6 protein-coding genes are annotated in these 12954 nt (G+C 55.1%); 4 read left to right on the top strand and 2 right to left on the bottom strand.

Annotation, left to right across the window (positions count from 1 at the left end; translation table 11 throughout):
• Positions 1 to 38: 38 nt before the first annotated feature.
• Together KUV22_RS13475 and KUV22_RS13480 are read right to left on the bottom strand one after the other, a co-directional pair.
• Positions 39 to 3539: an EAL domain-containing protein gene (locus tag KUV22_RS13475; RefSeq protein ID WP_222231940.1), complete on the bottom strand. Its 3501-nt coding sequence runs from the start codon at positions 3537 to 3539 to the stop codon at positions 39 to 41.
• Between the two features lie 58 nt (positions 3540 to 3597).
• The gene (locus KUV22_RS13480) at positions 3598 to 5607 is read right to left on the bottom strand and encodes a hybrid sensor histidine kinase/response regulator (RefSeq protein ID WP_315856959.1); all 2010 of its coding nucleotides are present in this window, start codon (positions 5605 to 5607) and stop codon (positions 3598 to 3600) included.
• Positions 5608 to 6274: 667 nt separating this feature from the next.
• Here KUV22_RS13480 and KUV22_RS13485 point away from each other — a divergent pair.
• The 4 genes from KUV22_RS13485 (at position 6275) to nagX (ending at position 12857) form a co-directional block, all read left to right on the top strand.
• Positions 6275 to 7417 (top strand): acyl-CoA desaturase, encoded by a 1143-nt coding sequence (locus KUV22_RS13485; RefSeq protein ID WP_222231942.1) that lies wholly within the window; start codon positions 6275 to 6277, stop codon positions 7415 to 7417.
• Between the two features lie 191 nt (positions 7418 to 7608).
• Positions 7609 to 8067 carry a hypothetical protein gene (locus KUV22_RS13490; protein ID WP_222231944.1) on the top strand — a complete coding sequence of 153 codons (459 nt, stop codon included), beginning with the start codon at positions 7609 to 7611 and terminating at the stop codon, positions 8065 to 8067.
• Positions 8068 to 8344: 277 nt separating this feature from the next.
• Positions 8345 to 11479 carry a chitinase C-terminal domain-containing protein gene (locus KUV22_RS13495; protein WP_222231946.1) on the top strand — a complete coding sequence of 1045 codons (3135 nt, stop codon included), beginning with the start codon at positions 8345 to 8347 and terminating at the stop codon, positions 11477 to 11479.
• A 280-nt stretch (positions 11480 to 11759) separates the two neighbouring features.
• Positions 11760 to 12857, top strand: a complete 1098-nt coding sequence (gene nagX / locus KUV22_RS13500) for a transmembrane glucosamine N-acetyltransferase NagX (protein WP_222231948.1) — start codon at positions 11760 to 11762, stop codon at positions 12855 to 12857.
• Positions 12858 to 12954 lie beyond the last annotated feature (97 nt).

Raw genomic sequence — 12954 nt, forward strand, 5'->3', positions numbered from 1 at the left:
TTTTTATTGCTTCACTTTTATTGTTTCAAAACGGCTGTTCAGAGTGCCGGCGCCAGATCTTGCTCACGCGGAGCACGGCGTTTCAACACGCCATCCAAAACCTCATCCAGAGGCACCGGCCTGCCAATGTGATAGCCCTGTACCAGGTCTACGCCAATCTTATCCAGCTTGTCGACAGTTGCCTGATCTTCCACAAATTCCGCAATGGTCTTTGCCTTCAAGCGATGCGCCACCTGATTGATCGACTCTACAATCATCAGGTCAACGAAGTTCGAATCCACGTGCCGCACGAAACTTCCGTCGATCTTGATGTAATCAATCGCGAAGTTTTTCAGATAGTTGAAAGAACTGAGGCCATTACCAAAGTCATCCAGTGCAATGGTGCAGCCCATACTCCGCAGCTCCGCTACAAACTGGCTCGCGCTTTCCATCTGGTTGATCATTGCGGTTTCGGTGATCTCAACGCCCAACTGGCTTGGCACAACAGAGGAGCCGCGCAACATGTCAAAAAACGCCTGCTGAAATGCACTGTCACTCAATGCATCGGCAGAAAGATTCAACGCAAATTTCAATCCGCTCTCGGTAATTAACGCGGCTTTACGCCCAAAGAACTCTTGCGCGACCCAGCTATCGATTTGCAGCATCAACCCGTAGCGCTCCGCCGCCGGAATAAATGCACCGGGGAAAATAATATCCCCATTGCTATCGAGCATGCGCACCAGGATTTCATAGTGGTGAATTTCTGAAGGATTAGCTGAGTTCGCGATTGGCTGGGCATACAGACTAAAACTCCCCTGGTCCAGAGCAGTGCGAATACGAGAAGCCATATGAATTTCACGATGCTGCTCCGCCGCCGCGCTGCGGTCGGGTTCGTACAGCATCACTACGCCGCGCCCGCTGTGCTTCGCCGAGTAGCATGCGACATCCGCCTGACTCATAAGGTCAGCGACCTGACTATTTTCATGGGAGACTTCTGTCACCCCTACACTGGCACCGACATCGAAAATCCGGCCGCCCCACGGGAAACGCAGCGCAATAATCTTCCGCACCAGCTGTTCGCAGCGGGCAATTCCCTGCTCCTTGGAGCAATCCCGCAGCAGGATGCCAAATTCATCACCCCCAAGACGCGCCACCTGGTCTGACGCGCGCAGGTGACCTCGCAAGAAGCGTGCAACATTTTTTAACAATGCATCACCGGCCTGATGCCCGGCGCTATCGTTGATAACCTTAAAGCGGTCCAGATCCATATAAGCCAGCACATGGACACGGTCTGAGTTTCGCACCGTGCTTACCGCTTCCAGCAAATCTCGTCGAAACGCCTCCCGATTCGGTAGGCTGGTCAAGTGATCGTGACTCGCCTTATAGCGTAATTGACGAATTAGCTGGCGCGTTTCTGTCACATCCTGAAAGACCAGTACTGCCCCAAGTAATTCACCATTGCAGGAGCGCAGTGGGGACGCGGAGCACTTGACGTCATAACCACTTCCGTCTCGGTGGTAAAGCACAGCGCCTTCGGCAGAGAATACCGATCGGTTTTGGGTCAGACACTCCTCAACTGGGCGCGGAACTTTTTCGCTCCCACGTCCATAAGAAAGGTTCAAAATGGTTTCAATTTGCTTGCCCTGCACTTCATTCAGTTTCCAGCCTGAAAGCTGCTCGGCAACAGGGTTCATAAACGTCACGTTGCGATACTGATCCGTGGCGATAACCGCGTCCGCAATCGCGTCCAGGGTTACCTGTAAACGCTCTTTTTCCTCCCCCAGCGACTGCGCCATTTGTTTATTTTGGGTAATGTCCCGCAACACACCGATCAAGCGCAGCGACTCATCTCCATGACTCGACTCCATAATATGCGCAACTTCATGAATCCAGCGCAGCTCGCCCGAGTCTGTGCGCACACGATACTGGCAATCAATATCCGCCGCGTCGCCATCGATATGGGCTTCCTGAGCCGCCTGCAGCCGCTGCCGATCTTCACCGACCAACCTTTGTAGCCAATCATCTCTGCTCTTCAGACAGGAAGGTTCAATCCCTATGCCGCTACCCAACCATTCAGAGAAGAAGGTCTTGCCCGTAATCAAGTCCCAGTCGTAAACCACCTGGCCGGTCACCGAAAGAGAAAACTTCCAGCGCTCTTCCGCGCGCGCGAGCTGCTCTTCGCTGTGTTTGCGCCAATCGATATCCTCGACCTGAACAACCACGTACTGAGGTTCATTGTTACTTCCCCGAGCTACCGAGCAAGACCAGTGGCCCCACAACTGCTTGCCATCTTTGCGGATAAAGCACAGCTCTGCGTCCTGAACGAAGCCAAATTCCAGGTCCAGCAATGGGCGCTCAAAGCCCTCGGTCTCCTCCCGGCGAATGCCGATCCCATACGGTGGTATCGATACAACCTCGTGAATACTCATGCCACGCAGTTCGACATCGGTGAAGCCGATAAAGCGGCAAAAGCTGGGATTGGATTGGATGATGCGGTTATCCAGCGAAACAAGCAGCATGCCAATGCGCGAGGATGCCATCGCCGCACGAAAGCTACTCTCGACCTCAATGATCCGCTGTCCGCGCTGACGCTCCACACGCGACACCACCGCCATGATGTAGGCCGGGAATACTGCGGCGTACAACGGCAACAGGTCCAGCGAATCCTGTACTTCACCCGCCCCCACAGGAAGCCAAGGCAGGCGACCAGAAAATGCCAGCAACTGCACCACGATGGCGACAAATATCAGCAATAGCGACTGGAATATTTCCAGTCGAGAAACCGCCCAAATCAGAGGAAGCGAGATAAATACGAAGGGGTGTGGGAAGGCAAAAAGTAACAGGGATATGCCAGTCAAGGCGAGGGAGGAAACCGTAAGGAAACGGGAACACGCGCGCAGGCTGAAATCACATACTCCGCTTCCCGTTAACCACAAATAGACGATCGGGAAAAATACGCTGATACCAATTACATCCGCAAGATACCAAACGAGAAAGACATCAACGAAGGGTAACTCTGCAAACCGGAAGGCAACAAAGGCACCGAAGCCGGCCCCCACAAAGGTGGGCAGCAGGGCTCCAAACATTATGAATTTCAGCCAGCGCCCTGTGCCGTCAAAAAAATCGCCCCTTGCACAGAACAATCGCAGTAGCCCAGCTGCACAGCATGCTTCAATGGCGCCAGCAAGCGAGTAGAGGGGGGCAATTGCAGTATCGATCCCCGAGACAACAGCGGCCGCGAGCGTACCCGCGAACGATGCTAGTAACAACATTGGCCATGACGAATAGGAATAACGAAACAAATACGCGATCGTCAACGCATCTGCCAGCCAGATAGCGGCAATGCCATCACTGATCGAAAGGTGGTGTTTACACAGATAGGCAAGTGCGTAGCAACCCAACGCGAGCACAATCGCCCCGGACCAAAGGCCAGCAGAGGTTGGCTGCTTCGGGCCCGCTGGCGGCAGCCCGAACACCTGTTGTTGACTGCCCTCAATTTGCGCGCGCGCGATCATCGCCCCTGTTTTCCCTTTGTAATCATATTCTTTTTCTCTTGCCATATTGCTCTTAAAGCAATGTGGCCTCAGGGTATTTTATTGTTTGGCTAAGTCGACGACTTCATCCCTGACTGTCATCATTCGCAAACTCAAAAGACAAGCCGCGCCGCAGCGCCTCGGAGAGCATCGCCAGGTCATAGTTGATCGGAATGCTCAAGTCCACGCATTGAGCGGGCTGATCCATAATGCCCACAAGCGGAATGCGGGCGGTTGCCGGATCCTGGCGCAGAATACTGGAAAAATCTTTGAGCAATACACCGTGTAAATCATCGTCAACCAAAATAAGATCAGGTTGAGCGGTCCGTGCACTGAAAATGCCCTTCATCGCATCGTTACACACCTGTACCACTATTTGTTCCACCGACGACAATACTCCCCTGAGCCGGTTTGCATTCGCAGTGTGCCCCGTTACATACAGTAGCCGGCACGGAGGCAATGCCTTGGCATAATCTGGACGCGCGGCCATGCGCAGCACTTCACTGGGAGCATCGTTCATCAGGAAGTCGATCCAGAATACCGACCCCTGCCCCTCTTCACTATCAAAGCCGATACGCCCACCCATGGCTTCGGTCAATTGCCGAGCAATTGCCAACCCCACACCGGTACCTTCAATTTTTCCCTGCTCAGCGCCAAGCCGGTTAAAGGGCTCAAAAACCTGAGGCTGCTTGCTGGTAGGGATTCCGCAACCGGTGTCCAGTACGCTGAGACGCAGCCAACCTTCCGCCTGCGGTACGAGCGAAATAACCACCCGCCCGTTTTCCCGATTGTATTTGATCGCATTCCCAACCAGGTTGAGCACAACCTGCTTGAAACGCACGGGATCCGCGAGGATGTAGGCCCGCTCCCACCCCAAAGGCTCGAACGTGAGGCTCACCTTGCGCGTTTCCGCCAGCGGTTCCAATAGCTGGCGGCAATCTGCCACCAGATTGGCCGGCTGCACCAGTTCGATCGACGGCGCGAGACGATTACTGTCAATTCGCGCCAGATCCAAAACATCTCCCACTAGGTGCAGCAGGTGTTGCCCGGCCTTGCGAATTTCTGCCAGACGTAGGCGCTGATCCGGATTAACGCTCTGATCCAGCTCTACCATCTGGCTGAAGCCCAATATAGCGTTCAGAGGGGTACGCAACTCATGCCCCAGGCTGGAGATCAATTCCGCCCGACCTTTGTTTTCTTGCTTGAGACGAAGCAACTCTTGCTCCGCGTGCAACTGCTTCTTTTTACCAGCAGTTACATCCTGCAGGGTTCCCAATACGCGAATCGGCTGGCCAGCACTACTGGTTTGCAGGTTGCCGCGGCAACGCACCCAGATCACGTGGCCCTGTTGATGCTTCAGACGATACTCCACATCCAGAGGTAGGCGTTCACGTACCGTATCCTCCATCGCCTGCTTCACATCCGGGTAATCCTCGGGAAGCATGTGCGTCTTCCAGCGGGCCAGTGCCGCCCTTGCATCAGCATCACTTTGCCGACGCGGGTAGCCGAGTAATTGCCAACAGGCCTCGCTCAGGACCACCTCATCAACACGCAGATCCCACTCCCAAAAGCCATCACCGACCGCATCGAGAGCATTCTGTAACCGTTCACTAGAAAAGTTAGATGGGCCACGCGCTTCCAAGGGCTCGCTGTAATCCGTACACCCACCAAGAAAAAAACGGTCGCCCGCGGGATCGGTAAAGGCCCGCGCCCAAAGGCGCAACCACACCGGTTGGCCATCGCGAGAGGTAGCACGGAAGGCCGTATCCACAAACGTCCCTTGCTGCGATAAACGGCTGCGCAATGCCCGCAATGCGTCGCGCTCATCCGCGTGTACCAGGCTCAGGTCACCACTCCATATACTGCTGAGTGCAATGTCCGGATTTTCATGCAGCTGCTGCCAGACGTTACCGGTCGCACGCTGAACCCCAGTCTCCGGGTGCCACTCCCAGAACCCCTGATTCACATTCAACAGCAGGCCGTGCAGATACTGAACCTGGTCCAACGCCTGTTCCGCACCCAAACTCGCCAACTCACCGGGAGTAGCAAGTAAAAAGTCGCCAGTATTGGATTGAGTTAGAGTCGTCTTCGACACCGTATTACCGTGATCGTATTGTCGCGAATGCTAAATATCGCCAGGAAAGGCCGTAGATGACAGCCAGATTACGGCTAGTGAATCACTTATTGCTGGATAAAAAAAGGCCCCGCAATGCGGGGCCCAAAATAGCGATGATGAGAGAAAACGGGAAGTCACGCATTATTTCGTTTGCCATAACCCGTGATGGATTCCCGGAGCATGGATCTTTCGACCCATGTCATAGGTATTGCAACTGGTGTGCCAACTTTTTAAGAAAGGCAAAATAAACAGAAAAAAGTCGCGACAGAATGAAAAGTGTACGCAAATTAACCAATCCAAAACGGCGGCGGGTGAAATGGCTGTGCTATACACAAGAGTTTTACCGAAAAATGACAACGGTTGACCCATCTTTGAACGCAAAAATCCACTAATGCACCAAAAGGATGCAAATTACGACCATTTGGATAATATGTGACTTTCTATCCACCCTTTTGTGCAAACACACTACCCAATATCGACTTATTTACGCTGGTCTCGGGTCAAAATAGGTCTCACAAACAAAGTTTGAGGTCTAAGTGCCCTCGAATAACGTGTCCCGAATCGGCATCTGCGGTAGGATTTGCCTTTCGGTCCACGCACTGCGCAACGGGCCGAGATCGGTAGGCTCTAACAAGGTTGTAAAAATATGAAAGTAGTTCCCGAAGCCCCCCGTATCTGGCTCACGACGATACTCTTCGCCAGTACCGGGCTGGCGGCTGTGACCCTGGTGCCGCTTTACGGTTTCATGGTCGGGTACCACTGGTATCAATGGTTGGCATTCGCTGTACTGGGTGCCTTTTGCGGTTTCTCCATCACCGCAGGCTATCACCGTCTCTGGTCGCATCGCACCTACGAGGCCCACTGGTCCCTGCGGCTGTTTTATGCGCTGTTCGGCGCAGCCGCGCTCCAGAACAGCGCGCTGATTTGGTGTTCTGGCCACCGTCGCCACCACCGCCACTGCGATGACAACGAGCAAGACCCTTATTCAGCCAAGCGCGGATTCTGGTTCTCCCACATCGGCTGGATGCTGCGGGAATACCCCAGCGGTGAAGTCGACTTTGATAACGCCAAAGACCTGCAGCGCGACAAGATCGTAATGTGGCAGCACAATAACTACATCGCGATTACCGTTGCCATGAACGTTGGTGTGCCTCTGGCCCTGGGCCTGCTCACCGGCGATGTAATCGGCATGCTGCTGCTGGCGGGTATTCTGCGCATTGTGGTTAACCACCACACCACCTTCTTTATCAACTCCCTGGCGCATATCTGGGGCCGCCGCCCTTACACCGATGAAAATACTGCCCGCGACAACGATTTGCTGGCGTTTTTCACCTTTGGTGAGGGTTACCACAACTACCACCACATCTTCCAGACCGATTACCGCAATGGCATCCGCTGGTACCAGTGGGATCCCACCAAGTGGCTGATCAAGACCGCAAGCTGGTTTGGCCTGGCACGCAACCTGAAAACCGTGCCGGCCATGCGTATCCAGCGCGCCATGCTCACCATGCAGTTCAAGCGCGCGGAGCAAAAGCTGGAGAACTCCAAACATAAAGAAGGCTGGAAGCAGCTGCTGGAGCGCGAAGCACAAGACTTCTCTGAATCGCTCGCCGAGTGGAAAGAGCTGCAGCAGCAACGCTATGAAAATGCCCGCGAGCGGCTGGTGGAAAAGTGGGAAAACGCAGCCATCCGCACCCGCGTTAAAGAGCTGGAGTACAGCCTGAAGATGCAGCGCAAACGCTTGCAGATCATGATGGAACAGTTCCACCTCGCTCCTGCGGCGGCGTAAACAACGAAAAGGCGATCCAAGTGGATCGCCTTTTTTGTATGCGCAACGATATTCGATGACGACTTGAACGCCGCCAGATTTGCACTATAACCATAAGAGAAGGCAAAACTTCCTTTTTGAACCTATCGCCCCGAAACCTACAGCCCGACGACGAAAACCATAAAGACATCAATCAATGAGAAGGCGCGCAGATGAAGACGTTCAAACAGGCCCACGAAGTACTCAAGGACGCCCAGAAGTTTCACCTGGATATGGCCGGTGTTTACCAACAACTACTGGAAAATGCCCAGGATAACCGCACGCAATTACTGCTAAAGCACCTCCATGAGCACGAACTGCGCATGGCCAATAACTTAAAGAACTACGGTGCCGTTGCAGAACAGAAGGTCATGCAGACCTGGCTACAGTACACTCACGAAGAATCTGCCGGCGAGCTGGTACAGAAGCTCTACCTGAGCGACAAACCTTCAATCGACGAAATTAACAAGCTGGGTCAGGAAGTGGACCGCTACTTTTCCGAGCTGTATCACGCCGTCTACGGCTCCATCGAATCAGTGGAAGTCAAAGAGGTATTCGAAAACCTGAAGCACATTCAGGACAAGGAGCGCATTACCCTATCCATGGCGACCAACTCACTGTGGGATATGTAACGCGGACAATTTTTTGCCGTATCCAGCGCCATTCTGTCGCACCACAATTAAGCCCAAATGCACACTGCGCCAATGGGGTGCCAGTGTGACTTACTTCCAATTCCCCGCACAACGATCAAAAAAATGGCGCAAAAATTCACGGTTGTGACAATTTTGTGAATGCCGGCAGTTGCCTCCACAAACCCCGATTGCTATTTTGACAGCGATGTCATTTCATGACGCCGAAGTTCTAGCGTCGAATTCTTATAAAAATAATCTGCCGCAAGGTGAACAATATATGATCAGCAATCAGCTCAGGCTCGGTCTGATGACCGCTGCCATGCTCTCTGCCGGACACAGCTATGCCGCTGTGGACTGCACCTCTCTCCCGGTCTGGGAAGCGGGGCCCTCCTACAACGGTGGCGCCCAGGTCCAGCATAACGACAATGCCTACCAAGCGAACTGGTGGACCCAAAACCAGGACCCGGAACAGTTTTCTGGCCCCTATCAGGAATGGACTCTTCTGGGCTCCTGTGGCGATAGCACTCCGCCGCCATTGACGCCACCCCAGGGCTCTATTTCCGCCCCCACCGCTGGCGCGACTTTTACCGAAAATGACAGCGTTGTCTTTAGCGTCTCGGCCTCCGACGCTGACGGCCAGGTAACCGCCGTTGAATTCTTTGTCGATGGCGTACTGATTGCCACCGACACCGCTGCCCCCTGGCAAACCACCTGGACTGCAGTCGCGGGGACTCCGAGCCTGAGCGCGCGTATCACCGATAACGACGACCTCAGCACAACCACCGCGGCGGTAGCCATCAACGTGGAAGAAGTCGTGGTTGGCCCGGTTCCGCCACAAGTGAACATCACGGCACCATCCAATGGCTCCAGCCACACCACTGGTGACGCCCTGAACATTACCGCCAGCGCATCCGATGCGGACGGCAACGTTACTCAGGTCGCGTTCTATGTAGACGGCAGCCTGCTCAGCACCGACACCAGCGCGCCTTACAGCGCTCAGTGGACCGCCACCCTCGGTGACCACACGCTTTCCGCCGTTGCAACCGACAACGATGGCCAGACCGCAAGCGCCGAGTCCGGCATCTCGGTTGCCGACGAGCAAGTCGTGATCGGTGAGCACCCCTGCCGCCCGGACGGTCTCTACACCACCCCGGGCACTGCGCCGAACTACTGTGACATCTATGACGCAGACGGTCGCGAAGACATGGGCGCCGACCACCCACGCCGTATCATTGGTTACTTCACAAGCTGGCGTAACGGCGCCAATGGGCAGCCCAGCTACTTAGTGAAAGACATCCCCTGGGGCAAGATCACCCACATCAATTACGCTTTCGCGCATGTAGCCAGTGATTACTCCGTTTCAGTCGGTAATACCAACAACCCCGACAACCCTGCCACTGGCATGGAATGGCCGGGCATCGCCGGCGCGGAAACCGATCCGGACTACGCCTACAAGGGCCACTTCAACCAGCTGTCCAAGTTCAAGGAACAGTACCCGGAAGTGAAGACCCTGGTCTCCGTTGGGGGCTGGGCAGAAACCGGCGGCCACTTCAATGAGAATGGCGACCGCGTTGACGACGGTGGTTTCTACACCATGACCACCAACGCCGACGGCAGCATCAATCACCAGGGTATCGAAGCCTTCGCCAACTCCTCGGTGGCGTTCATCCGCCAGTACGGCTTTGACGGTGTGGATATCGACTACGAATACCCCACCAGCATGAACGACGCCGGTAACCCGATGGACTTCGGTATTGCCAACCCACTGCGCGGTTCACTCATGGTGTCCTACGTTGAACTGATGCGCGTGTTGCGTGAGAAGCTCGACGAGGCAGGCCAGCAGGATGGAACCCACTATATGCTGACCATCGCTTCCCCGTCTTCCGGGTACCTGCTGCGCGGCATGGAAACCATGCAGATCACCCAGTATCTGGATTACGTCAACATCATGACCTACGACCTGCACGGGGCGTGGAATGAATATGTTGGACACAACTCGGCACTGTTTGATAACGGCAACGACCCGGAACTGGCCGCTGCCAGCGTATACAGCACCTCTCAGTACGGTGGCATCGGCTACCTGAACATTGACTGGGCAGTGAAATACTTCCGCGGCTCCATGCCGGCAGGGCGTATCAACGTGGGTATCCCCTACTACACCCGCGGCTGGCAGGGCGTATCCGGCGGCACTAGTGGACTCGGGGGCTCGGCGGCACTGCCGGCTCAGTCTGAATGTCCAGAAGGCACCGGCGGCGCGTCGGACTGCGGCCACGGCGCCATTGGCATCGACAACATGTGGCATGACCTGGACGAAAACGGCAACGAGATGGGCGCCGGCTCGAACCCCATGTGGCATGCCAAGAACCTGGAGAACGGTATCCTCGGCAGCTACGTCACCGAATACGGTCTCGACCCGGCTGGCGACCCGGACGACGCACTGGTTGGTACCTATGCACGTAACTACGACAGCGTGTCGGAAGCACCATGGCTGTGGAACGCACAGAAAAACGTGTTCATCTCTACTGAAGACGAAGAGTCCATGGACGCCAAAGTGCAGTACGTCATCGACCAGGGTGTAGGCGGCATCATGTTCTGGGAGCTGGCCGGCGACTATAGCTGGGATGCGGCGAAGGGCGAGTACTACATGGGCGATACCCTCACTACCCTGGCTTACGACAAGTTCGCCAACGCTAGTGACTACCGTCACCTGCGCACCGACCGCGCGGTACCGACAGAAGCTCTGGATATCGGCATCGAGGTCACCGAGTTCAAGCTCGGCGATCAGAACTACCCGCTGAACCCCAAGATGTATATCACCAACAACACCGGCGGAACCTTGCCCGGCGGCACAGTGTTTGAGTTTGATATGCCAACGTCCACTTCCAACATCATCACCGACCAGAGCGGTGCCGGTCTGGAAGTGATTGAGGACGGCGCCAATGCCTCTGGTGGCAACGTGGGCGGATTGGAAAATGAATTCCACCGTGTGCGCTTCAGCCTGCCCGCCTGGCAAGACCTGGCCGACGGTGAAAGCTGGGACATGACGCTCAACTATTACCTGCCGGTATCCGGCCCCCAGGCCTACACCGCGACGATTGATGGCACCGCCTATGCGCTGGCCTTCGAGTACCCGGATCTGCCGTTGGCCGATCTTTCCAGTGGCGGCTCTTCAAGCAGCTCTTCCGGCGGCAGCTCCTCCGGTGGAAGCTCTTCCGGCGGTGGTAGCGACAGCTGTAGCGCCCAGGATGTCAGCACCGATGGCCTGGTTACCTACCCGGAGTGGCCGCAGGGCAGCAACGCGGTCGCTGGTGACCTGATTATCCACGACGGCAGTGTGTATCGGGCCAAGTGGTGGACCCAGTCGGTACCGGGCACCGCGGATGGCAGCTGGGAGTTTGTCTGCAACATCTAGCCAACAAACCAAATGGAATTACCCGGCCGGCGACGCAGCGCCGGCCAACTCTCACAGGATGGACCGCTGTAACAAACTGTTTTTTAAAAAATTCTCTCTGCGTTGTGACCGATAGGAAACTCCTTTACAGGATTTGCTCCTATGTTTGCCCCGACTTCTAGTCGGGGCTTTTTTTGTTTCGGGGTATCGTAAATGTGGCTCTCAAAATGCCATATCATGGCGCGACAAGCTTCTAATCCCCGATTTCGTTAACCGTGTTTTCATTCAAGTAGCAGTAACCATGGCCAAGAAAAAACAACGACTTGCATCCGTCGATGCCCTGCGCGGCTTCGACATGTTCTGGATTATCGGCGGCGAGGCCCTATTCCTTCCGCTATTTGCGCTCACCGGCTGGTCGATTTTCCAGTTCGGTCACGCGCAGATGCAGCACACACCTTGGCATGGCTTTACGTTTTACGACCTGATCTTTCCGCTGTTTATTTTCCTGTCCGGGGTGACGCTGGGACTGGCTAATAAATCGTTGCGCGGCCTGCCAATGACGCAAAGGGCACCGGTGTATCGCAAGGCGACGAAACGCCTGCTGCTGCTTGTTCTGTTGGGAATTCTTTACAACCATGGCTGGGGTACAGGTATCCCCGCCGATCTCAGCGAAATTCGCTACGCCAGTGTGCTGGCGCGCATCGGCTTTGCCTGGTTTTTCGCGGCAATGATCGTATGGCACTTCAGTATCCGCGCGCAGTACGTAATTACCGCGTGCATTCTGCTCGGCTACTGGCTGTTGCAGGCTACTGCCGGCAATTACACACCCGACGGCTCGGTAAATGCATGGGTGGATCAACACTTCTTGCCCGGTATCACCTACCAGAACCGCGCTTACGATCCGGAAGGTGTTTTGTCTACCATCCCGGCTATTGCCAATGCGCTGTTCGGGGTTTTCGCCGGTCGCTGGCTGAGTAAACATGCTGGCAACCACAAAGCCATTTTGAAAGGCGTGTTTGTCGCTGCAGCAATCTGCCTTATAGCCGGTTTTGTTTGGCACTGGGTCTACCCGGTGAACAAGGAGCTGTGGACAAGTTCTTTTGTGTTGATCACCTGCGGCTGCTGCCTGTTACTGCTGGGGCTTTTCTATCTGCTTGTGGATATGTGGCACTGGAAGTCCTTCACCTACTTTTTCTCGGTGATCGGTTGCAACGCCATTCTGGTATATCTCGGTACCAGCCTGGTGAACTGGCAGTATTCGAGCAAAAGCGTGTTTGGTGGGGTTGCTGCTGCCTTGCCGCAAGCCGCGGGGACCCTAGTGATTGCTTGTGGCGTGATCCTGCTGCAGTGGCTGGTGTTGCGATTCCTGTTCAAGCGGGGGATTTTTATTAGTCCTTAAGAGATGGGGGCTCTGTTGCCTATGCGCTCAGATTGCGCTGCTGTGGCGGCAAAGCTCTGGGTGTGGGTTTTCGGGACCGCTGTAAACCCATCCCTGG

The organism is Microbulbifer agarilyticus, from assembly GCF_019800665.1.
In the GTDB taxonomy this organism is placed as follows: domain Bacteria; phylum Pseudomonadota; class Gammaproteobacteria; order Pseudomonadales; family Cellvibrionaceae; genus Microbulbifer; species Microbulbifer agarilyticus_C.

Coding starts and splice junctions, on each gene's coding strand:
- KUV22_RS13475 (WP_222231940.1), bottom strand. CDS start 3,539: ATGGCAAGAGAAAAAGAATATGATTACAAAGGGAAAACAGGGGCGATG.
- KUV22_RS13485 (WP_222231942.1), top strand. CDS start 6,275: ATGAAAGTAGTTCCCGAAGCCCCCCGTATCTGGCTCACGACGATACTC.
- KUV22_RS13490 (WP_222231944.1), top strand. CDS start 7,609: ATGAAGACGTTCAAACAGGCCCACGAAGTACTCAAGGACGCCCAGAAG.
- KUV22_RS13495 (WP_222231946.1), top strand. CDS start 8,345: ATGATCAGCAATCAGCTCAGGCTCGGTCTGATGACCGCTGCCATGCTC.
- nagX (WP_222231948.1), top strand. CDS start 11,760: ATGGCCAAGAAAAAACAACGACTTGCATCCGTCGATGCCCTGCGCGGC.